General features: G+C 59.1%; 24 protein-coding genes. 11 read left to right on the forward strand and 13 right to left on the reverse strand.

Annotated features, from left to right (window positions below):
• Window positions 1–40 precede the first annotated feature (40 nt).
• The 3 genes from AC4ANK_RS09955 (at window position 41) to pdxB (ending at window position 2,010) form a co-directional block, all read left to right on the forward strand.
• A complete protein-coding gene (locus AC4ANK_RS09955) occupies window positions 41–367 on the forward strand; it encodes a YbaB/EbfC family nucleoid-associated protein (RefSeq protein WP_002552818.1) in 327 nt (108 codons plus the stop codon).
• A 156-nt stretch (window positions 368–523) separates the two neighbouring features.
• Entirely contained in the window at window positions 524–778 is a 255-nt protein-coding gene (gene tusA, locus AC4ANK_RS09960; RefSeq protein ID WP_002552819.1) for a sulfurtransferase TusA, read from the forward strand.
• 89 nt (window positions 779–867) lie between these two features.
• The gene (gene pdxB, locus AC4ANK_RS09965) at window positions 868–2,010 is read left to right on the forward strand and encodes a 4-phosphoerythronate dehydrogenase PdxB (RefSeq protein WP_002552820.1); all 1,143 of its coding nucleotides are present in this window, start codon (window positions 868–870) and stop codon (window positions 2,008–2,010) included.
• Between the two features lie 72 nt (window positions 2,011–2,082).
• Here the strand turns inward: pdxB and AC4ANK_RS09970 are convergent, their stop codons facing one another.
• Window positions 2,083–2,253, reverse strand: coding sequence for a PA1571 family protein (locus AC4ANK_RS09970; protein ID WP_002552821.1), 171 nt, complete (start codon window positions 2,251–2,253; stop codon window positions 2,083–2,085).
• 280 nt (window positions 2,254–2,533) lie between these two features.
• Here AC4ANK_RS09970 and AC4ANK_RS09975 point away from each other — a divergent pair, with 280 nt between their 5' ends.
• Entirely contained in the window at window positions 2,534–4,303 is a 1,770-nt protein-coding gene (locus AC4ANK_RS09975) for an ABC transporter transmembrane domain-containing protein (protein ID WP_002552822.1), read from the forward strand.
• A gap of 63 nt (window positions 4,304–4,366) precedes the next feature.
• Here AC4ANK_RS09975 and ppnP read toward each other — a convergent pair whose 3' ends face one another.
• Complete coding sequence (gene ppnP / locus AC4ANK_RS09980) at window positions 4,367–4,648, reverse strand: pyrimidine/purine nucleoside phosphorylase (protein ID WP_002552823.1); 282 nt, start codon at window positions 4,646–4,648, stop codon at window positions 4,367–4,369.
• A gap of 112 nt (window positions 4,649–4,760) precedes the next feature.
• On the reverse strand, window positions 4,761–5,303 hold the full coding sequence (locus AC4ANK_RS09985; RefSeq protein WP_002552824.1) for a 3'-5' exonuclease: 543 nt from the start codon (window positions 5,301–5,303) through the stop codon (window positions 4,761–4,763).
• 249 nt (window positions 5,304–5,552) lie between these two features.
• On the opposite strand from AC4ANK_RS09985, the gene AC4ANK_RS09990 reads away from it, so the two are divergent.
• Window positions 5,553–6,389 carry a substrate-binding periplasmic protein gene (locus AC4ANK_RS09990; RefSeq protein WP_002552825.1) on the forward strand — a complete coding sequence of 279 codons (837 nt, stop codon included), beginning with the start codon at window positions 5,553–5,555 and terminating at the stop codon, window positions 6,387–6,389.
• Between the two features lie 36 nt (window positions 6,390–6,425).
• Here AC4ANK_RS09990 and AC4ANK_RS09995 read toward each other — a convergent pair whose 3' ends face one another.
• Both AC4ANK_RS09995 and eat read right to left on the reverse strand, forming a co-directional pair.
• On the reverse strand, window positions 6,426–6,593 hold the full coding sequence (locus AC4ANK_RS09995) for a DUF2897 family protein (protein ID WP_002552826.1): 168 nt from the start codon (window positions 6,591–6,593) through the stop codon (window positions 6,426–6,428).
• 119 nt (window positions 6,594–6,712) lie between these two features.
• A complete protein-coding gene (gene eat / locus AC4ANK_RS10000; RefSeq protein ID WP_002552827.1) occupies window positions 6,713–8,077 on the reverse strand; it encodes an ethanolamine permease in 1,365 nt (454 codons plus the stop codon).
• Between the two features lie 291 nt (window positions 8,078–8,368).
• On the opposite strand from eat, the gene pyrF reads away from it, so the two are divergent.
• Window positions 8,369–9,067, forward strand: a complete 699-nt coding sequence (gene pyrF / locus AC4ANK_RS10005) for an orotidine-5'-phosphate decarboxylase (protein WP_002552828.1) — start codon at window positions 8,369–8,371, stop codon at window positions 9,065–9,067.
• A gap of 67 nt (window positions 9,068–9,134) precedes the next feature.
• On the opposite strand, the gene AC4ANK_RS10010 is transcribed toward pyrF, so the two are convergent.
• A complete protein-coding gene (locus AC4ANK_RS10010; protein WP_002552829.1) occupies window positions 9,135–10,142 on the reverse strand; it encodes an NADP-dependent oxidoreductase in 1,008 nt (335 codons plus the stop codon).
• A gap of 231 nt (window positions 10,143–10,373) precedes the next feature.
• Here AC4ANK_RS10010 and AC4ANK_RS10015 point away from each other — a divergent pair, with 231 nt between their 5' ends.
• Window positions 10,374–11,309, forward strand: coding sequence for a S66 peptidase family protein (locus AC4ANK_RS10015; RefSeq protein ID WP_002552830.1), 936 nt, complete (start codon window positions 10,374–10,376; stop codon window positions 11,307–11,309).
• 30 nt (window positions 11,310–11,339) lie between these two features.
• Here AC4ANK_RS10015 and AC4ANK_RS10020 read toward each other — a convergent pair whose 3' ends face one another.
• On the reverse strand, window positions 11,340–12,533 hold the full coding sequence (locus AC4ANK_RS10020; RefSeq protein WP_031596030.1) for a benzoate/H(+) symporter BenE family transporter: 1,194 nt from the start codon (window positions 12,531–12,533) through the stop codon (window positions 11,340–11,342).
• 116 nt (window positions 12,534–12,649) lie between these two features.
• Window positions 12,650–13,120: a MarR family transcriptional regulator gene (locus AC4ANK_RS10025; protein WP_004658431.1), complete on the reverse strand. Its 471-nt coding sequence runs from the start codon at window positions 13,118–13,120 to the stop codon at window positions 12,650–12,652.
• An 82-nt stretch (window positions 13,121–13,202) separates the two neighbouring features.
• On the opposite strand from AC4ANK_RS10025, the gene AC4ANK_RS10030 reads away from it, so the two are divergent.
• From AC4ANK_RS10030 to AC4ANK_RS10040, 3 genes are read left to right on the forward strand one after another with little or no spacing between them, the layout of a single operon-like run.
• Window positions 13,203–14,369, forward strand: a complete 1,167-nt coding sequence (locus AC4ANK_RS10030; RefSeq protein ID WP_002552832.1) for an aminotransferase-like domain-containing protein — start codon at window positions 13,203–13,205, stop codon at window positions 14,367–14,369.
• 38 nt (window positions 14,370–14,407) lie between these two features.
• Entirely contained in the window at window positions 14,408–15,010 is a 603-nt protein-coding gene (locus AC4ANK_RS10035) for a glutathione S-transferase family protein (protein ID WP_002552833.1), read from the forward strand.
• A gap of 30 nt (window positions 15,011–15,040) precedes the next feature.
• Window positions 15,041–15,427 carry a lysozyme inhibitor LprI family protein gene (locus AC4ANK_RS10040; RefSeq protein WP_002552834.1) on the forward strand — a complete coding sequence of 129 codons (387 nt, stop codon included), beginning with the start codon at window positions 15,041–15,043 and terminating at the stop codon, window positions 15,425–15,427.
• A gap of 21 nt (window positions 15,428–15,448) precedes the next feature.
• On the opposite strand, the gene AC4ANK_RS10045 is transcribed toward AC4ANK_RS10040, so the two are convergent.
• The 5 genes from AC4ANK_RS10045 to AC4ANK_RS10065 form a co-directional block, all read right to left on the reverse strand.
• Window positions 15,449–15,826, reverse strand: coding sequence for a glutathione S-transferase N-terminal domain-containing protein (locus tag AC4ANK_RS10045; RefSeq protein ID WP_004658436.1), 378 nt, complete (start codon window positions 15,824–15,826; stop codon window positions 15,449–15,451).
• A 75-nt stretch (window positions 15,827–15,901) separates the two neighbouring features.
• Window positions 15,902–16,447: a GTP cyclohydrolase I FolE gene (gene folE / locus AC4ANK_RS10050; protein ID WP_002552836.1), complete on the reverse strand. Its 546-nt coding sequence runs from the start codon at window positions 16,445–16,447 to the stop codon at window positions 15,902–15,904.
• A 448-nt stretch (window positions 16,448–16,895) separates the two neighbouring features.
• The gene (locus AC4ANK_RS10055; RefSeq protein WP_002552837.1) at window positions 16,896–17,453 is read right to left on the reverse strand and encodes a Smr/MutS family protein; all 558 of its coding nucleotides are present in this window, start codon (window positions 17,451–17,453) and stop codon (window positions 16,896–16,898) included.
• Between the two features lie 45 nt (window positions 17,454–17,498).
• Window positions 17,499–17,816, reverse strand: a complete 318-nt coding sequence (locus tag AC4ANK_RS10060; RefSeq protein ID WP_002552838.1) for a hypothetical protein — start codon at window positions 17,814–17,816, stop codon at window positions 17,499–17,501.
• Window positions 17,817–17,965: 149 nt separating this feature from the next.
• The gene (locus AC4ANK_RS10065) at window positions 17,966–18,556 is read right to left on the reverse strand and encodes a cysteine hydrolase family protein (protein ID WP_002552839.1); all 591 of its coding nucleotides are present in this window, start codon (window positions 18,554–18,556) and stop codon (window positions 17,966–17,968) included.
• 261 nt (window positions 18,557–18,817) lie between these two features.
• On the opposite strand from AC4ANK_RS10065, the gene prmB reads away from it, so the two are divergent.
• Window positions 18,818–19,726 (forward strand): 50S ribosomal protein L3 N(5)-glutamine methyltransferase, encoded by a 909-nt coding sequence (gene prmB, locus AC4ANK_RS10070; protein WP_002552840.1) that lies wholly within the window; start codon window positions 18,818–18,820, stop codon window positions 19,724–19,726.
• Window positions 19,727–19,754: the final 28 nt, after the last annotated feature.

Here is a 19,754-nt window from a genome sequence, read left to right on the forward strand (position 1 = left end):
CGCCGCGCAAACAAACCATCCATTTTCGAGGAGATATCCCATGATGAAAGGTGGCATGGCTGGCCTGATGAAGCAGGCGCAGCAAATGCAGGAAAAAATGGCCAAGATGCAGGAAGAACTGGCCAACGCGGAAGTCACCGGTCAATCGGGCGCAGGCCTGGTGAGCGTCGTTATGACCGGTCGTCACGACGTCAAGCGCATCAATCTGGATGACAGCCTGATGCAGGAAGACAAGGAAGTGCTGGAAGACCTGATCGCCGCCGCCGTCAACGACGCCGTGCGCAAGATCGAGCAGGCCAGCCAGGACAAGACCGCTTCCATGACCGCGGGCATGCAGTTGCCACCGGGCATGAAACTGCCGTTCTGACGGTCGTCTGGGTCACGATCAATGCCAGGCCATGTGCCTGGCATTTTTCTGTCTGCTGTCTTGCTGCGCGCCGCCGTTCGGCATCAGTACAACCATCAGTATTTGGCCTGACCGACTGAATTGAGCGACAATCGTCACCCGCCTCTGGAGTGCCCCATGTCTGAGCCCATTGAAAACCTGACCGTCGACGCCGTGCTGGACGCTGTCGGCCTGTTCTGTCCGGAACCGGTGATGATGCTGCATCAAAAGGTGCGTGACTTGCCTGCGGGCGGCCTGCTCAAGGTGATCGCGACCGATCCGTCCACGCGCCGCGATATTCCGAAGTTCTGTGTATTTCTTGGGCATGAGCTGGTTGCGGAGCAGGCTGAAGAAGGCACGTTCCTGTACTGGATACGCAAAAAGCCTGATTGATTGTTACATCGCTGCAACCCGCGCCGGTTCACGACGCACCTGTTCCCACTGGGGACCGGTCCCTGTTCGCCAGACCCAGAGAGTCTTCCATGCGCATTGTTGCTGACGAAAATATTCCCCTGCTCGACGCTTTTTTCGCTCATTTCGGTGAGATTCATCGCTTGCCGGGACGCGCCATAGATCGCGCTGCGGTGGCGAACGCCGACATCCTGCTGGTGCGCTCCGTGACACCCTTAACCCGTGAGCTGCTCGAAGGCAGCCCGGTGCGGTTTGTCGGCACCTGCACCATCGGCACCGATCATCTGGATCTGGACGGGTTTCAGCAAGCCGGTATCCAGTGGGCCAGCGCACCGGGCTGCAATGCGCGCGGCGTGGTGGATTACGTGCTCGGCAGCCTGCTGACCCTGGCTGAAATCGAAGGCGTCGACCTCGCGCAACGTACTTACGGTGTGGTCGGTGCAGGGCAGGTGGGTGGTCGTCTGGTCGATGTCTTGAAGGTGCTTGGCTGGAACGTACTGGTCTGCGATCCGCCACGCGAGTCTGTCGAAGGTGGTGACTTCGTCAGCCTTGACGAGATATTGCAGCGCTGTGACGTCATCAGCCTGCACACGCCGTTGAGCAAGACCGGGGCGTTGGCAACCTGGCACCTGCTCGACGAAACCCGTTTGCGCCAACTCAGGCAGGGCGCCTGGCTGATCAATGCCAGCCGTGGTGCCGTGGTGGACAACACTGCGCTGCACGACGTGCTGCTTGAGCGCGAAGACCTGCAAGCCGTGCTGGATGTGTGGGAAGGTGAGCCGCAGGTCAACGTGGCGCTGGCCGACCTGTGCGTTCTGGGTACGCCGCACATCGCCGGTTACAGCCTCGATGGCAGGCAACGGGGCACTGCGCAGATCTATCAGGCGCTGTGTGCCTTCCTGGGGCAGCCTGCGGTGATAAAACTGGACGATCTGCTGCCCAAGCCGTGGCTGGCGCAGGTCAGCCTTGATGCTGCAAGCGATCCGGTCTGGGCACTGAACATGCTGTGCCGTGGCGTGTACGACCCGCGGCGTGACGATGCAGATTTTCGGCGCAGCCTGACCGGCGACACTGCCAGCCAGCGCCTGGCCTTCGATGCGTTGCGCAAGCATTACCCGCCACGTCGGGAAATCGAAGGTCTGAAGGTCCGCGTGGAAGGTGAGTCCGGGGAGCTTGCGCAACTCGTGCGGGCACTGGGGGCGGTACTGGTCTGATCGTCCGGTAAACGCGGGGCATAAAAAACCCGACTCAGGGTCGGGTTTCAAGGCATTTGGTCAGGTTCGGTTTTATTTTTCCGGGGTTACCCAGTTCTTGTCGCATTCCTGGCAGGCAGCCTGAACCATTGCTTCAGTGATCAGGACTTCTTGCCCATGCTCGTCGAGAATTGCACCGCCAACCGGCAGATTGGGCGTGGCTCGAACGACTGGAACTTCGTTGCTGCGCTCTTGCAGGCTCATGGTGTTTCTCCTTTCATCAGGTAACGGCGTTAAATTAACCGCGCTTGATGACCGGTCCGTGACAGGTTCTGTCAGCCGCTCAAACGCGTTCCCAGTGCAACAGAAATGATGCAAATCTGCCAGCAGGCGCTTAGATCGATGTCTTATAGCGCCTCTGTAAAGCAGTCATAACCTGACCTTTGAAGCCGGGCGCAAGTTCATTCGAAATGATGCACAGCGCGCCATGCATGACAGGTGTAGGCTTCGCTATTCAGACAGATCGGGCAAACAGGCAGGCTTCATGATTTCACGGATTACCCGACGTCACCGCCAGGCACTTCGCCTGGCCGCGAGTTTCATTGCGCCGTATCGCTGGCAAGCGTTCGGAGCGTTGTTGGCACTGGTCATTACCGCGGGTATCACCCTGTCGATCGGCCAAGGCATCAAGCTGATGGTCGATCAGGGCTTCATGACCCGCTCGCCGCAGTTGCTCGAACGCTCGATCGGCTTTTTCATGCTGCTGACGGTTGGCCTGGCCATCGGAACGTTCGCCCGCTTTTATCTGGTGTCATGGATCGGCGAGCGCGTGGTCGCCGACCTGCGCAAGAAAGTATTCGATCACCTGATAGAGCTGCATCCGGGCTTCTACGAGAACAATCGCAGCTCGGAAATCCAGTCGCGGCTGACTGCCGATACCACGTTGTTGCAGTCGGTGATCGGCTCGTCACTGTCGATGTTCCTGCGCAACGTACTGATGGTCGTTGGCGGCATCGTGCTGTTGTTCATCACCAACCCCAAGCTCACCAGCATCGTGGTGGTGGCGTTGCCGCTGATCATCGCGCCCATTCTCATGTTCGGACGGCGGGTACGAAACCTGTCGCGCGAGAGCCAGGACCGGGTCGCCAATGTGGGCAGCTACGTGGCCGAAGCGCTGGGGCAGATCAAGACGGTGCAGGCGTACAACCATCAAGAGCAGGACAAACAGCGTTTTTCACATACGGTGGAGCAGGCGTTCGATACCGCTCGCAAACGGATTTTGCAGCGCTCCTGGCTGATTACGCTGGTGATCGTTCTGGTGCTGGGCGCAGTGGCGGTAATGCTGTGGGTGGGCGGCATGGACGTGATCAGCGGACGTATTTCCAGCGGGGAGCTGGCAGCGTTTGTGTTTTACGCGCTAATGGTCGGCATGGCGTTTGGCACATTGAGCGAGGTGATCGGCGATTTGCAGCGCGCCGCCGGTGCCGCAGAGAGGATTGGCGAGCTGCTTCAGGCTCGCAGCGAGATCAAAGCGCCAGCCACAGAGCTGCAGAGCCTGCCGCAACGCATCAGCGGGCGTCTGGCGCTGGAGAATGTCACTTTCGCCTACCCGTCGCGTCCCGAGCGCAATGCGCTGGATAACCTGACCCTGAACATCGAGCCCGGTGAAACCCTGGCGCTGGTCGGGCCTTCCGGAGCAGGTAAGTCGACTATCCTCGACCTGCTGCTGCGTTTCTACGACCCGATTCAAGGGCGCATCCTGATCGAGGGCGTGCCGATCGCACGGCTCGATCCGCACGATCTGCGCCGCTGCTTCGCGCTGGTTTCACAATCGCCCGCACTGTTTTTCGGCAGTGTCGAGGACAACATTCGTTACGGAAACGCCACTGCGAGCCTTGAGCAGGTACAGGCAGCAGCGCGTATCGCCCATGCGCACGAGTTCATTCTCGACATGGCCGACGGCTACGGTACGCATCTGGGTGAGGGCGGGGTGGGATTGTCCGGCGGACAGCGGCAGCGTCTGGCGATTGCCCGTGCGTTACTGGTCGATGCGCCGATCCTGTTGCTGGACGAGGCGACCAGTGCGCTGGATGCGCAAAGTGAGCACTTGATTCAGCAAGCCTTGCCAAGCCTGATGCAGGGCCGTACTACGCTGGTCATCGCCCATCGACTGGCCACTGTGCAGAATGCCGACCGGATTGCCGTTATGGATCAGGGCCGGCTGGTGGCGGTCGGTACCCATCAGCAACTGATTGCCAGCAACCCGCTCTACGCACGTCTGGCGGCGTTGCAGTTCAATGCTGGCGTCGAATAGAAAGGGGCAGTATAGGCAGGTGTGCGGGCAAGGTGGGAGGTCAGGCCCCCCACGTGTTCAGTCTCAGCGGTATTCGCACAGGTAAGCGGTATCAACGCTGACCTTGAGCTGGAACTTGCTGTTGGCCGGGACATTGAACTGGCTGCCGGTGGAGAAAGTTTCCCAGTCGGTACTGTCCGGGAGCTTCACGTTCAGCTCGCCGGAGATCACGTGAATGATTTCCCGTTGCGCTGTACCGAACTCATATTCGCCCGCCGCCATGACACCGATGGTTGCCTGACCGTCGACCTGACTGAAGGCAATGGATTTGACGGTGCCGTCGAAGTACTCGTTGACCTTGAACATGGGCGATTCCTTTTGAAAGGGCTGGAAATGGCCCGCCAGTATGCCCAACACGGTAAAACTCGTCACGCCCCTTGCAAGTCGATGCTGAACAAACGACGACGTGCAGCGAGATTCAATTAGGCAGTATCAACGGCAAGAGCCGGGCGGTATTGCGTGCATCAACCAGTGCCCGGTGTTGCTGACCTGTGAATTGCATGCCTGCCAATTGCAGGGCGCTGTTCAGGCCCATCGGCTTTTGTAGCTGACGGGCCTGGGCGAATCGCTGTTTGAGATTGACGTGCGGCATGCTCGACAATGCGCTGTCGAGGCGGTGGTAGCGCCATTCCTCTTCCAGTTGCTGGCGGTCGTAATCCCCCCAGCTGGCCCAACCCAGCACGCGGGCACGGTGATGGCTCAGCCAGCGCTCGAACTGAGGCCACACGGCCGTCAAGGGCGCAGCGCTGTCGATACTGCTTTGATTGATATGGGTCAGCTCCCGGCAAAAATGAGTCAGCACAGGCCTGCGTGCGGGGCGTACGAAGCGCTCGAAATGGTCCAGCTCGCGCCCGTCCTGATTGACCAGCGTCGCGCCTATTTCGATGACTTCCATTTCTGCGACCGGCCAGCCACCTTCTTCAGTGGTAGCCTCCAGATCAATCACCAGCCAATGCGGCATCATCAAGCTCCCTTACGATAGTCAATGGCTTCAGCGTAGCCAGATTAGCCTGTTGCGCCCACGCTTGAGGCTGCGCCGACAATATCGTTTTTACAACTGCCCTTACAGTGACCGCTGCTAATGGCATTGGTGCCTCACGCGAGTTCATCGCAGCGGTGCACAATAGTAACCACTGTGAGCAATGCTGACGCCGTTGATTTGACAGTTGTTTAAATCATGGAAACCGCATAGCGTGGAGGGCTTTGATTGATGTCGTGTTTTATGAAAAAATTTGCAGTATTAATTGATGGCGTCGCGCGCACGTTCGCCACAGGCCTTCTGCTCTTTGTGCCGTTCATGGCAACGTCCCAAGTCTATGCCGCGCAGGTCGTGCGGGTGGCCGCCGTGCATTTCCCTCCGTATATGGTCCGCCCTGAAAAAGGCGAAGACGCCGGTCTGTTGCCCAAGCTGATCGATGCCCTGAATGCCGAGCAGGACGATTACGAGTTTGTGATGATCCCCACCTCCGTGCCCCGGCGTTTTCGTGACTTCGCGGAAGGGCGTTTCGATGTTGCGATCTTCGAGAACCCTGACTGGGGCTGGAAGGATATTGCGCACGAAACCGTCGATCTGGGCCTTGAAGATGCCGAGGTCTATGTAGCAAGGCGGGTCGAAGGGCGTGATCAGAATTACTTCGATGATCTGTCTGACAAACGTCTGGCGTTGTTCAGTGGTTACCATTATGGATTTGCCAACTTCAATACCGATCAGAAGTACTTGAGTGAGCACTTCAATGTGACCTCCACCTATTCTCACGACAGTAATCTATTGATGGTGGTGCGCAATCGCGCGGATATCGCGCCTGTTACCCGTTCCTATCTGATTGATTTTATGGCACATAACAAAGATGAAGCGGCGCAGTTAATGGTCTCCGAACGCGTTGATCAGATCTACCGTCAATACGCATTGTTGCGCCCCAATGGCAACATTGATGTTCCACACTTCAAAGCGCTGCTGCAGAAGTTGCGCGCGGACGGCGAGTTGGAGACGATCTTTCAGCCGCTTCATATCAAGGTGCTTTCGGTCAGCGCAGAGATCGGGAAATAGGCAGGGGCAGGTTTTCAGCCTGCCACCCGGACTTATTTAACGGTCCTTGGCTTCCTTGGCGTCCATTTCGGCGTTGCGCTCATGGACGCGCTTGAGTTGTTCTTCGGTGAGGGGCAGTTTCTTGGCTGTATCGCGCAGCATCATAAGACCGCCGACGATCGAGCCGATGGCTACGAGCAGAATTAACCAGGCATACCAGGGCATAGCGCTCTCCTTGTTGTGATACCGGTTTGAGCAGCGAGGCTGCTCAATGGTTCAAGTGTATGTGCCCTGATCGGGTTGCGTGCAAAACCCTTTGCACGCAACCCCGGAAAGTCTCTGAATTATTGCCCGGTCAGCATCGCGTCGGTCGGTGCATCGGCGCGCGATTTGGCGGTCAGGCTGAAGTAGATAAAACCTATGGCCATCAGCCCGAGGAAAATCAGGCCGATCAGCATGTTGAACCAGGCCATTGCCACCAGACACACGATTGCCAGAGCCAGCGCAATGCCGGGCACCACCGGGTAGCCTGGCGCGCGGAAGCTGCGCTCAAGGTCAGGCTCGGTCTTGCGCAGCTTGAACAGGCTGAGCATGCTCATGATGTACATGACGATAGCGCCGAAAACAGCCATGGTGATCATCGCGGCGGTGAGTGTCATGCCGCTCAGGTTGACCAGGCCATCGCTGTAGATGGCGGCGATGCCGATCAGGCCACCTGCGATGATCGCCCGGTGCGGTGTCTGAAAGCGTGACAGCTTGGCCAGCGAGGCAGGCAGGTAACCGGCACGGGCGAGGGCGAAGAACTGGCGCGAGTAACCCATGATGATGCCGTGGAAGCTGGCGACCAGACCGAACAGGCCGATCCACACCAGCATGTGCAGCCATCCGGAGCTGTCACCGACCACGGCTTTCATTGCTTGCGGCAGTGGGTCGTTGATGTTGGCCAGGGTGCGCCAGTCGCCCACGCCACCGGCAAACAGCATGACGCCGATCGCCAGTATCACCAAGGTCAGAATGCCGCTGATGTAGGCCTTCGGGATGGTGCGTTTCGGGTCCTTGGCTTCTTCGGCGGCCATTGCAGCGCCTTCAATGGCCAGGAAGAACCAGATCGCAAAGGGGATGGCGGCGAACATGCCGGCAATCGCTTCCGGCCCGAAGGTCTGGGAACCGGCCCAGCCGTTGAGGGCGAAGTTGCTGAAGCTGAATGCAGGTGCGACCACCCCCATGAACACCAGCAGCTCGGCCACGGCGAGAATGCACACGACCAGCTCAAAGGTTGCTGCCAGCTTTACGCCCACGATGTTGAGCGCCATGAACACGATGTAAGCGCCGACAGCCGCATGTTTGGGGTCCAGCCCCGGGTATTGCACGTTAAGGTACGCACCGATTGCCATGGCAATGGCCGGTGGCGCGAATACGAATTCGATCAGCGTGGCCATACCGGCGATCAGCCCGCCTTTTTCGCCAAAGGCGCGGCGGCTATAGGCAAATGGGCCGCCCGCGTGCGGGATGGCCGTAGTGAGCTCGGTAAAGCTGAAGATGAAGCAGGTGTACATGGTCGCAACCATCAAGGCTGTTACCAAAAAGCCCAGTGTACCCGCCACGCCCCAGCCGTAACTCCAGCCAAAGTACTCGCCGGAAATCACCAGCCCGACAGCGATCCCCCATAGATGAATCGTGCCCAGCGTTGGCTTGAGTTGCGTGCTCATGGTCATCTCCCTGAGATTCGGTAATCGTTGAAACATCCTGTAGCAGAGGCCGTGCCAGTGCACTGATCATTGTCGTGTTGCTTCAAAACGGGTCGTTTACAGAACGCTGCAGTGAACCGATTCATCGGGTTGTGCAGGTTTGGTGCAGGCCGCCGAAGCAATGGTCGCTGCGAGTGCAGGGAATCATGAGTTTTTACGATGGCGGCTGGCTAAATGCCGATCTACGGGTCCCGTCTGCTCGCCGGTTCGGCTACAATGCGCGCCGATTTCGACTTACCTGAGACCACGCTCATGTCCGCCTGCCAGACTCCTGTCATCGTCGCCCTGGATTTTCCGACCCGTGAAGCCGCCTTGCGGTTGGCTGATCAGCTCGATCCCAAGTTGTGCAGGGTCAAGGTCGGCAAGGAGCTGTTCACCAGTTGCGCGGCCGATATCGTCGAGACCCTTCGCAACAAGGGCTTCGAGGTGTTTCTTGATCTCAAATTCCACGATATCCCCAATACCACGGCGATGGCGGTCAAGGCCGCTGCCGAGATGGGTGTGTGGATGGTCAACGTGCACTGCTCAGGCGGACTGCGCATGATGACGGCGTGCCGCGAAGTGCTGGAGCAGCGCAGCGGTCCTCAACCACTGCTGATTGGCGTTACCGTTCTGACCAGTATGGAGCGGGAAGACCTTGCCGGTATCGGCCTGGACATTGATCCGCAGGTGCAGGTGCTGCGCCTTGCTGCGCTGGCCGAGAAGGCCGGTATGGACGGTCTGGTCTGTTCGGCGCTGGAAGCGCAGGCCCTGAAAGCGGCTCACCAGTCGTTGCAACTGGTGACGCCCGGCATTCGTCCTGCGGGCAGTGCGCAGGACGACCAGCGCCGCATCCTGACTCCGCGCCAGGCTCTGGACGCCGGCTCCGATTATCTCGTCATCGGCCGCCCGATCAGCCAGGCAGCTGACCCGGCAAAGGCCCTGGCTGCGGTGGTTGCCGAGCTGGCTTGAGCGCGAGGACGCACAGCGTCAGGCAAGGCACCCCATGCCGAAGCATGAGGTGTCCGGCCCGCGAGCTTTATTCCACTTTCAAGATCAGCTTGCCCTGGTTCTCACCGCTGAACAGCATCTGGAAGGTTTCCGGGAAAGTCTCGAGACCGTCGACGATATGCTCCTTGCTCTTGAGCTTGCCTTCCTTGATCCAGCCCGCCATTACCTGACCGGCTTCAGCGAAGCGCTCGGGGTGGTCGAGTACGATGAAGCCTTCCATGCGTGCACGGTTGACCAGCAGTGACATGTAGTTGGCCGGGCCTTTGATCGCCGTGGTGTTGTTGTACTGACTGATGGCACCGCAGATCACCACGCGCGCGCCGACCGCCAGCTGGCTGAGCGCCGCGTCCAGAATGTCGCCGCCAACGTTGTCGAAGTACACGTTCACGCCATCCGGACAGTGGCGCTTCAAACCATCCATAACGTCTTCGGACTTATAGTCGATGGCTGCATCGAAGCCCAGTTCTTCGGTCAGTAAGCGACATTTTTCTGCGCCTCCTGCGATGCCGACAACCCGGCAGCCCTTGAGCTTGGCAATTTGTCCGGCGACGCTGCCGACAGCACCCGCTGCACCGGAAATCACTACGGTATCACCGCTTTTTGGCTGGCCGACATCCAGCAGCGCCAGGTAGGCAGTCATGCCGGTCATGCCCAGAGCAGACAGATAAAGCGGTAGCGGGGCAAGGCTGGTATCGACCTTGTAAAAGCCTTTTGGCTCGCCCACGAAGTAATCCTGAACGCCAAGTGCGCCTTGCAGATGGTCGCCTACGGCAAATTTCGGGTTTTTCGATTCAAGCACTTCGCCCACGCCCAGGGCGCGCATCACTTCGCCCAGCTTTACGGCCGGAATGTAGGATTTTCCGTCATTCATCCAGCCACGCATCGCCGGGTCCAGCGACAGGTATTTGTTCCTGACCAGTATCTGGCCTTCGGCAAGTGCGGTGACCGGAGCCTCTTGATAGGTGAAGTCTTCACGGCGCACATCGCCCGACGGACGCTTGGCGAGCAGGAACTGGCGGTTGGAAAGATCAGTCATGGCAGGGTCTCCAGAAAATGGTTCAAAGATGGATTCAAACGCTCGCCGCGTTGCTCAGGCAAGAAGCGATCATCAAGCGAATGCTGTTTGATCCATGTGATTGATAGGAGTCCGTTGCGGCTTTGGCGTTCAGACGGATCTGCAGATGACGCATGCTGAAGGCCGATAGGGCTTGAGTCAGTTGCGGCTGTGCTCTAGATTCGTCGCTCGACAAACACCTGGGTGACCGTAATGCCAGCTATATCTAAACCGACGCTTTACCCTAAGGTTCTGCGCGCTGGCGACGCCGTGGCGTTGGTGTCGCCTGCCGGGCCGGTTGACCCTGGCAAAATCGACGCTGCGGTCGAAGTACTCAAGGGGTGGGGGCTGCGGCCGCGCGTCTATCCGCATGCGCTGGGTAAATACTCATTCTATTCGGGGACCGACGAGGAGCGGCTTGCTGACCTCAATGCCGCGCTGGCTGATCCGGAGATCCGTGCGGTCATCTGCAACCGCGGCGGCTATGGCGTGCAGCGAATTGTCCAGCAGGTGGATATGGACGCTGTGCGTCGTGACCCCAAGCTGGTGACCGGCTTTTCCGATATCACCGCACTACATGGTGCGCTATGGAACCATGCGCGTCTGGCCACTATTCATGGCCCGGTCGCCTCGCAGCTGGAACGCGGTGGCCTGTTCGTCAGCGGCATGCACCATGTGCTGATGAGTACCGAGCCGGTATTGCTCAAGGCCGATCATGCCTCACCAACGGCGAAGGTCAGAACCGGCGGCAGCGCGCAGGGCCTGTTGCTGGGCGGCAATCTGTGCATCCTCGATACTTCGGTGGGTACGCCGTTCATGCCCGACATGACCGGTGCGATTTTGCTCATCGAAGAGGTCAACGAACCGGCCTATCGGGTTGACCGCATGCTGACCCATCTGGGTAACTGCGGCATCCTTGCGCGTCTGGCGGGTGTCGCGGTGGGCGAGTTCACCCCTGCCGCGAACACCGGCGGCACCATCAGCCCCGCCGATGTGCTGCTGGAACGGCTGGGCAGTCTGGGCATTCCGGTGCTGGGCGGCTTGCCGGTAGGGCATGGAGATCTCAATCAGGCCGTGCCACTGGGAACGCAGGCAATACTTGATGCAGATGCTGGAACCCTGTTGGTATCGGCCACTGCCCGTAGTTGATCGCTCTTTTGCTGTGGGCTTGAGGCAGGCTTATCCGGGCTTGCGTACATTGAGAATCAGCATGGTCAGCAGGCCCGCAACAATGCCCCAGAATGCCGAACCTATGGAAAACAGCGTCAGCCCTGAGGCCGTCACCATAAAGGTGATAAGAGCGGGTTCGCGCTCGCGGGGCTCGGCCATGGCCACGGTCAGGCCATTGGTGATCGAACCGAGCAGCGCCAGTGCGGCAATCGAAATCATCAGCTCCGTGGGGAACGCACTGAACAGACCTGCCAGCGTGGCGCCGAAAATCCCGGCGATTGCGTAGAAAATCCCGGCCCAGATCGCCGCTGTGTAGCGTTTGGACTTGTCTTCGTGCGCATGAGGGCTGGTACAGATGGCGGCGCTGATGGCGGCCAGGTTGATCCCGTGGCAGCCGAACGGTGCGGTAAGCAAAGAAGCAAAGCCTGTTACCGATATCAGCGGTGAGGTAGGCGGGTAGTAACCGTCGGCTCGCAACACCGCCACACCCGGCATGTTCTGTGAGGTCATGGCCACCACGAACAGCGGAATGCCGATGCTGACCGTCGCGGCCCAGGAAAACTCGGGAGTGGTCCAGACCGGCGCGGCGACTTGCAGCGCCAGACCGCTGAAGTTCAGCAAGCCCAGCGCGCCCGATATCCCGATGCCGACCAGCAGTGCGAGCAGCACCGAGTAGCGTGGGGAAAGACGCTTCACCACCAGATACGTAAAAAACATGCCCAATACCAGGCTGGTGCGGTGCTGGGCGGCGATGAATATTTCACTGCCGATCCTGAACAGGATTCCCGCCAGCAAGGCCGCAGCCAGCGAGGCTGGCAAACGCCGCACGATACGTTCGAAGCTGCCCGTTACGCCGCACAGAATAACCAGCAGCGCGCTGGTCATGAACGCGCCAATCGCCTGCGGGTATGCCACACCACCCAGACTGGTGATCAGCAGTGCGGCACCGGGTGTGGACCACGCGACAGTAATCGGCATGCGGTAGCGCAACGAAAGGCCGATGCTGCACACCGCCATGCCCATGAACAACGCCCACAGCCAGGACGAAATCTGCACGCTGCTCAGACCGGCCGCCTGTCCGGCCTGAAACATCAGCACCAGTGAGCTGGTGCAGCCAGTCATCATGGCAATGAAGCCGGCAACCACCGCAGACGGCGATGAGTCGGTCAGCGGGCGCAATGGTGCCTTGAGGGTTTCGTTCATGCAGGGCGTTCCTTGAAGCGGGCAGGTAGCAAAGGACGCCAAGCCTAAACGCATGACCACTCGGCTTTACGATACAGCGATACGAGTAACCGCCAGCACAGTTGCGACAGTGGCATTTACTCGACGTCAGTCCCGATTGGACACGCACCGGATTGCAGTGTCTGGCCCAGCGCGAGGTTGACTGTCATCCAGCCATCCACCGCTTCCTGACCCGCTTCGGCGAACACGCGTTGCAGAAGCTTGACCTGTTCACGCCGCAACGCCTGCTCGAAACGGGCGCCTTCATCGGTGAGCCCGAGTAGTCGTTTGCGTTTGTCGGTTTCCGGGGCGGTGCTGTGCACCAGGTCCATGCCGATCAATTGGCGCAGCGGGGCATTGAGCGCCTGCTTGCTCACGCCCAATACCGTGAGCAGTTCCTTGACGCTCAGTTCGGGATAGCGAGCGATGAAAAATACAATGCGCTGATGCACGCGACTGAAGCCGCGCTTGGCCAGCATTTCATCAGCCTTGGCGGTGAACGCCTGGTAGCCGAAGAAGAAGGCTTCCATGGCCATTTGTTGATTGGCAGGTTTTTTTAAGTCAAGCATGTTGACGTATCCGGGCTGGGCGTCGTAATTTGAGTCAACAAGTTTGACTTATTTTCCTTCGTCTCGGCTACAGGTAAGTGCCATGGCTTTTTCCGAACGCGTTTCCCGTCTGAAAAGTTCTCTGATTCGCGAGATCCTCGCCGCCGCTCAGCGCCCGCAAGTGATGTCGTTCGCCGGTGGCCTGCCTGCCGAGTCGATGCTGCCCAAAGTCGAGTGGGCTGACATGCCTGTTTCTCTGGGCCAGTACGGCATGAGCGAGGGCGAACCTGCGCTGCGCGAAGCGCTGGCTGCCGACGCCCGCGCCCTGGGTATTGCTTGCAATGCCAGTCAGGTCATGGTGGTCAGTGGTTCTCAACAGACGCTGGACCTTGCGGCCAAGCTCTACATCGACAAAGGCACCGAGATTCTGCTTGAAGCACCCACCTACCTGGCGGCGCTGCAGATATTTCAGCTGTTTGGTGCCGACTGCATCACTGTGCCCCTGCAGGCCGAAGGCCCGGACCTGGTTGCCATGCGCCAGCGCCTGGAGCAGCACAGGCCCGCATTCGCCTACCTGATCCCGACGTTCCAGAACCCCTCGGCAGTGCGCTACAGCCAGGCCAGCCGCGATGCGGTTGCGGCGTTGCTTGACGAGTTCTGCGTTACGTTGATCGAGGATGAGCCGTACCGCGAGTTGAGTTTTGACGGCGGCAGTGCCAGGCCGATTGTCAGCGGCCTGAAGACAGCAAGCTGGATCTACACCGGCACGGTCTCCAAAACGCTATTGCCCGGCCTGCGTGTGGGTTATCTGATCGCCAGTCCCGATCTGTTTCCGCACCTGTTGCGCCTGAAGCAGTCCGCCGATCTGCATACCAATCGCCTCGGCCAATGGCAGGCCTTGCAGTGGATTGGCTCTGAGCACTATCGTGAACATCTGCTGACGCTGTGCGAGTTCTACCGCGGTCGCCGGGATGCATTCGAGGATGCCTTGCAGACGCACTTTTCAGACCTGGCCGAGTGGAATAGCCCGCAAGGCGGATTGTTCTTCTGGCTGACCCTGAAACAGCCGCTGGACACCCGTACCTTGCTGGATGCCGCGTTGGCGCAGGACGTCGCGTTCATGCCGGGCGAACCTTTTTTTGCTGACCCGGATGCCAATCACGGCCATCTGCGCCTCAATTTCAGTCATATCGACCCGGCGCGCCTGAATGAAGGCATAAAACGACTGGCGTCCGTGGTCCGTGCGGCACAGAATCTGAAAGCCGCCTGATCAGAGCCGGCACTACAGGCATATCGAGGGAGCAGGCGATGTACAAGGTTTATGGCGATTACAACTCGGGCAACTGCTACAAGGTCAAGTTGATGCTTAACCTGTTGGGCAGTGAGTACGAGTGGGTGCCGGTCGATATTCTTAATGGCGAAACCCAGACCCCTGCTTTTCTGGAGAAGAACCCAAACGGCAAGATCCCGGTGTTGGAACTGGAAGACGGCACTTGTCTATGGGAGTCCAATGCGATTCTCAATTTTCTGGCTGATGGTTCCAGGTATCTTCCGAGCGAACCGCGGCTGCGCACCCAGGTTCTGCAATGGCAGTTTTTCGAGCAGTACAGCCATGAGCCGTCGGTGGCGGTTGCCCGCTTCATCCAGTTCTATCTGGGCTTGCCGGCTGAACGCATGACCGAGTATCGGGCCATGCAGAAATCCGGTTATCGAGCGCTGGCGGTCATGGAGCAGCAGCTTGATCGCACACCGTTTCTGGTCGGTGAGAATTTCTCCATCGCCGATATCGCCCTGTACGCCTATACCCATGTCGCTCATCAGGGCGGTTTCGATCTGGCACCTTACACCGGAATTCGGCGCTGGCTGGATCGGGTCAAGGCGCAACCGGGTTATGTCGGTATGCTGGATTGATGCCCCCATTGGCTGAATAAAAGGAAATTTATGCGTGTTTCAATAGCACTTCTGGCCGCTTTCATCGCGCTGGGTATCGGCTGCTCGGCACAGGCTCAGGATTGCGATGCCAATCAGGCCAGCATGAATCAGTGTGCTGCCAATGAGCTGTCGGCGCTCGATGCTGATCTCAACAAGCAGTACAAGGCGCAGATGACGTGGCTGAAGACGTCGGCCAAAAAGCAGGCGTTCAAGGATGCACAACTGAAGTGGATAGCCCTGCGTGACGCCGATTGCCTGTATCAGGCTGGCAAGCCCGAGGATTCAGGCTCCATATGGCCGTTGCTGCAATCGCAATGCCTGGCTGACCAGACCCGCGTTCGCCTCAAGCAGTTGCAAGCCTATGTCGCCTGCCGCGAGGAAGGTTGCCCGCGTTGAGGCACGTCGGGCACGAGGTGTTCAGATCGCGCCGAACCGCTGATTCAGGTAGTCGATAATGACCTTGGATTCGTACATCCACACGGTTTTGTCGCCTTCTTCGATTCGCAGGCAAGGCACCTTGATTTTGCCGCCCTCGTTAAGCAGCGTCTGACGGTCAAGCTCGTTGTTCTTCGCATCGCGCAAAGCGACAGGAACATTGAGACGGTGCAGGGTGCGACGGGTTTTCACGCAGAACGGGCAGGCGTGGAACTGGTACAGCGTCAGGTCCTGAGCCGCCTCCGCGACAGCCGCCTGGGCCTGCGGATCGCGCTTTTTCCTGCTCGGGCGGGTCAGGAAGTCGATACCGATGACGAGCTGGCCAAGGCCGACTCTTAACGCTTTCATGAACACGGTCATACCTCTTGCGGACAGTGGCGGGAATCGGCCGGACGTTCAGTGTGCGCCGTGGCACGTGAACGCTGGCTGAACGGGTCACTTGATCAGGCTGAGAAACTCACTGCGAGTGGCAGCGTTTTCACGGAATTCGCCGAGCATCACTGACGTGATCATGGCCGAGTTCTGCTTCTCGACACCGCGCATCATCATGCACATGTGCTTGGCTTCGATCACCACCGCCACACCCAGTGCACCGGTAACCTGCTGGATGGCCTCGGCGATCTGACGGCTGAGGTTTTCCTGGATCTGCAGGCGGCGGGCGTACATATCAACGATCCGCGCCACTTTCGACAGGCCCAGCACCTTGCCGTTGGGAATGTAGGCGACATGTGCCTTGCCAATGAACGGCAGCAGATGATGCTCGCACAGCGAGTACAGCTCGATGTCCTTGACCATGACCATTTCACTGGCATCGGAGCTGAACAGCGCGCCGTTGGTGACTTCTTCCAGCGTTTGCGCGTAACCGCGACACAGGTACTGCATGGCCTTGGCGGCGCGTTTGGGGGTGTCCAGCAGACCTTCGCGCGAGACGTCCTCGCCCAGTTGCCCGAGTATGGCGGTGTAATTCTGTTCCAGTGTCACAGGGGTGTGTTTCCGTGTGGGTTTCGATGGGTGCGAGGGCTGGCCCGTCGCCGACGGCGCACATAGTAACTTACGCAAGAGTGCGGGTGCACGGCAGCGCTGCAAATCAACCGGGCGTTATGCGTTTTGTATCGTAGCGCTTACACGTTGGCGACCAGATCGCTACCCACTTCCCCGGTGCGGCGCTGTCTGACTGTGCAGGTTATTAATCAATTGCCTGTCGAGAGAGTGAATCCGGATGTTGAGTCGAGTAGCAAAAATAGCGTTGTTCGCAATCGTACTGTCGTCGGTTTCCGGCTGCTGGCCGTTTTGGCCTGGTCCGGGCGGACATGGCGGCGGCGGTGGCCATCATGAAGGGGGTGGACCTGGTGGCCCGGGCGGTCCTGGCCCGCGCTGAGTAATACGCCGGGCAGCAGATTGCTGTCCGGCAAGAGGGGCGCGAGGAGGATTACTCGTCGCGTCCTTCCATCATGGTGCGTCTGAGTATCACGTACACCGCACCCGCACCGCCATGCTTGGCCAGGCATGAACAAAAGCCCAGTACCTGCGAATGCTGACGCAGCCAGGTGTTGACGTGGCTCTTGATCATGGGGCGCTTGCCGTCCAGGCGTACCGCCTTGCCGTGGGTGACACGTACGCAGCGTATTTCCAGTCGGGTCGCTTCAGCCAGAAACTCCCACAGCGTCTCACGCGCCACTTCCACGCTCATGCCGTGTAAGTCCAGGCTGCCTTCGAAGCTGATCTGCCCGAGCTTGAGCTTGCGCATCTGGCCTTCCTGCACGCCGTCACGCGACCAGCTCAGGACATCTTCCGGACCGACATCGATCACGAATTGATCCGACAAGCCGTCGACGGTCACCGAATCGGTGCGCACAGTCGCCGACTGACGCAGGCGGGCCAGCATTTTTCGATCGGTCTTGGGTTTGCCGACATCGGCATGTTCATGCTTGAGCGGCTTTACGCCGCGCGTTTCGCTTCTGAACAGGGAAAAATCGTCGTCTTGCATGGGGCCTCCGCGAAGGAAGCCATTCTAACCGTTCAAGCGCCAAGGTCAGTTGTGTTTTTTCATCAGGTGCGCCGAGATACTCAAGCCGCTGGCACTGCGTTGACGGCGGCAGCGGCGCCATAGCCAGACACCCAGATAAAGCACCAGCAACCCGCCGACGGCGACAAATGCGGCGCCTCCAGGGCTGGCATTCAGCTCGCCGAGCATCTGCGGGTGAACGGTCAGGCTGGAAACTCCGGCAACGGTCAGCAACACGCCTGACGCCAAAAGAAGCAGCGCGATCAGCGTACCGATGCGTTTGCCCCAGTTGCCCTGACCCCTGGGGCGCAGGCGACGTGCATCGAAACCATCTGACGTTTTCATGCCTTTTCCTCAATAGGTATCGGCTCAATGGAGTATCGGCGCTGTGACCCGGAGAATAAGGGGTGGTTCCCGCCTCAGGGATGATACGAGCCGGCAAGGGATAGGCGGTTATGTGAATAAGCCCACACAACCACTCGTTCCGGCGCAGATCAGATCAGGTCTTTGGTCAGCGCCAGTGTGGCGAAGTTGTCGGCCATGATCGCCATCTCGGTTCTATGCACCACCTGCGCGCTGACGACGCCGTGCGGGCTCGGCAAGTCGCGGGTTGCGCAGGCATCGTCGACCAGTGTGCAGCGATAACCATAGTCCTTGGTAGCGCGAACCGTGGTGCTGATGCTCGAGTGGCTCATGAAGCCGCAGACGATCAGGTCCAGATGACCCAGCTTTTGCAGAAGATCATGCAGCCCGGTGCCGTTGAAAGCGTTGGGCAGGCGTTTTTCGACCAGATGTTCGTCGTCCTTTGGCAACAGCTCCGGCACCAGTTGACCGCGCTCGCCCTGTGGGTCGAACAGGCCGCCCACAGTGCCCAGATGGCGAATATGAACAATCGGGCACTTGACCGCACGGGCCTTCTCGACCAATTGGCAGATGTTGGCCAGGGCTTCGTCGACGCCGGTCAGGGCCAGCGGGCCACTGAGGTATTCTTTCTGGGCATCGATGATGATCAGCGTCGCATTGCTCAAATTGGCGGGCGCATGCACCCGGCCGCTGAGTTGGAACATGGTCTTTAAATCGGACATTCACGGGCTCCTTGGTGTGGGGCTTTTGTGACATTGTCCTCTGGCTGAGGCGTTCTGGGAATGGCAACCATCGCAGGCCACGGTTTTTATGGCCTGCAGGGCAGTTGGGGGAGGGGGTGGCTGGCGGTTTGCCTTGATGGCAGTACGCGAATCATGGAAACTTCCATGCCTATCGGGTACGAAGAATGTGCATTGTTCGGAACCAGACTTTTACCGTGGCTCGTCTTACAGCAGCTCGTCGCCTTTCCAAGGAGTTTGTCCATGATCACTTCCCGTTTGCGTACCGTGCGCGACCATATACGGTGGGCCGTCAGCCGCTTTCACGAGGAAGACGTATTTTTCGGTCATGGCACCGACAATGCCTGGGATGAAGCGCGGCAGTTGGTGCTGGGCGCATTGCATCTGCCTTGGGAAATCGCCGACAGCTACCTGGATTGTCGCCTGGAAGTCGATGAAATATCCGAACTGCAACGCCTGATCAAACGCAGAATCGATGACCGTGTGCCAACGCCGTATCTGCTGGGCGAAGCCTGGTTTTGCGGTATGTCGTTCATTGTCGATGACCGTGTATTGATCCCGCGTTCACCTATTGCCGAGCTGATCGAAGAGCGTTTCGCGCCCTGGCTGGCCAACGAACCAGCACGGATTCTCGACCTGTGCACTGGCTCTGGTTGCATCGGTATCGCCTGTGCCGAGGTGTTTCCCGAAGCTGAGGTGGCCTTGGCCGACTTGTCCTACGACGCACTGGAGGTGGCTAACCAGAACATCGAGCGTCACGGTATGGAGGATCGCGTCTACACCGTGCAGGGCGACGGGTTCGACGGTTTGCCGGGTCAGCGCTTCGACCTGATCGTGTCCAACCCGCCCTATGTGGACGCCGAAGACTTTGCCGACATGCCCGACGAGTATCAGCATGAGCCTGAGCTGGCGCTGGCCTGTGGCAGCGATGGTCTGAACCTGGTACGCCGTATGCTTGCGCAGGCAGCCGATCACCTGAACGAGAAAGGCTTGCTGATCGTCGAAGTAGGCAACAGCCAGGTACACGTGCAGGCGCTGTACCCGGAAGTCGATTTCGCCTGGCTGGATTTCCAGCGCGGTGGTCACGGGGTGTTCATGCTCACAGCAGAACAGTGCCGCAACCATCAGGCGTTGTTCCAGTCGAAGGTTTGACAGGGAAGACTGAGAGAAGGGGGAGCTG

It is taken from the genome of Pseudomonas sp. Pmew2, assembly GCF_058129885.1.

Bases quoted from the DNA above. Each gene is read 5' to 3' on its own strand.
- AC4ANK_RS10040 (WP_002552834.1), top strand. From the start codon at position 15,041: ATGCGTGTTTCAATAGCACTTCTGGCCGCTTTCATCGCGCTGGGTATC.
- AC4ANK_RS09975 (WP_002552822.1), top strand. From the start codon at position 2,534: ATGATTTCACGGATTACCCGACGTCACCGCCAGGCACTTCGCCTGGCC.
- AC4ANK_RS10035 (WP_002552833.1), top strand. From the start codon at position 14,408: ATGTACAAGGTTTATGGCGATTACAACTCGGGCAACTGCTACAAGGTC.
- AC4ANK_RS10045 (WP_004658436.1), bottom strand. From the start codon at position 15,826: ATGACCGTGTTCATGAAAGCGTTAAGAGTCGGCCTTGGCCAGCTCGTC.
- AC4ANK_RS09995 (WP_002552826.1), bottom strand. From the start codon at position 6,593: ATGCCCTGGTATGCCTGGTTAATTCTGCTCGTAGCCATCGGCTCGATC.
- AC4ANK_RS09955 (WP_002552818.1), top strand. From the start codon at position 41: ATGATGAAAGGTGGCATGGCTGGCCTGATGAAGCAGGCGCAGCAAATG.
- prmB (WP_002552840.1), top strand. From the start codon at position 18,818: ATGATCACTTCCCGTTTGCGTACCGTGCGCGACCATATACGGTGGGCC.
- AC4ANK_RS09985 (WP_002552824.1), bottom strand. From the start codon at position 5,303: ATGCCGCATTGGCTGGTGATTGATCTGGAGGCTACCACTGAAGAAGGT.
- AC4ANK_RS10015 (WP_002552830.1), top strand. From the start codon at position 10,374: ATGCCAGCTATATCTAAACCGACGCTTTACCCTAAGGTTCTGCGCGCT.
- AC4ANK_RS10010 (WP_002552829.1), bottom strand. From the start codon at position 10,142: ATGACTGATCTTTCCAACCGCCAGTTCCTGCTCGCCAAGCGTCCGTCG.
- AC4ANK_RS10020 (WP_031596030.1), bottom strand. From the start codon at position 12,533: ATGAACGAAACCCTCAAGGCACCATTGCGCCCGCTGACCGACTCATCG.
- ppnP (WP_002552823.1), bottom strand. From the start codon at position 4,648: ATGTTCAAGGTCAACGAGTACTTCGACGGCACCGTCAAATCCATTGCC.
- pdxB (WP_002552820.1), top strand. From the start codon at position 868: ATGCGCATTGTTGCTGACGAAAATATTCCCCTGCTCGACGCTTTTTTC.
- eat (WP_002552827.1), bottom strand. From the start codon at position 8,077: ATGAGCACGCAACTCAAGCCAACGCTGGGCACGATTCATCTATGGGGG.
- AC4ANK_RS10060 (WP_002552838.1), bottom strand. From the start codon at position 17,816: ATGAAAACGTCAGATGGTTTCGATGCACGTCGCCTGCGCCCCAGGGGT.
- AC4ANK_RS09970 (WP_002552821.1), bottom strand. From the start codon at position 2,253: ATGAGCCTGCAAGAGCGCAGCAACGAAGTTCCAGTCGTTCGAGCCACG.
- pyrF (WP_002552828.1), top strand. From the start codon at position 8,369: ATGTCCGCCTGCCAGACTCCTGTCATCGTCGCCCTGGATTTTCCGACC.
- tusA (WP_002552819.1), top strand. From the start codon at position 524: ATGTCTGAGCCCATTGAAAACCTGACCGTCGACGCCGTGCTGGACGCT.
- AC4ANK_RS10025 (WP_004658431.1), bottom strand. From the start codon at position 13,120: ATGCTTGACTTAAAAAAACCTGCCAATCAACAAATGGCCATGGAAGCC.
- AC4ANK_RS10065 (WP_002552839.1), bottom strand. From the start codon at position 18,556: ATGTCCGATTTAAAGACCATGTTCCAACTCAGCGGCCGGGTGCATGCG.
- AC4ANK_RS10030 (WP_002552832.1), top strand. From the start codon at position 13,203: ATGGCTTTTTCCGAACGCGTTTCCCGTCTGAAAAGTTCTCTGATTCGC.
- AC4ANK_RS09990 (WP_002552825.1), top strand. From the start codon at position 5,553: ATGTCGTGTTTTATGAAAAAATTTGCAGTATTAATTGATGGCGTCGCG.
- AC4ANK_RS10055 (WP_002552837.1), bottom strand. From the start codon at position 17,453: ATGCAAGACGACGATTTTTCCCTGTTCAGAAGCGAAACGCGCGGCGTA.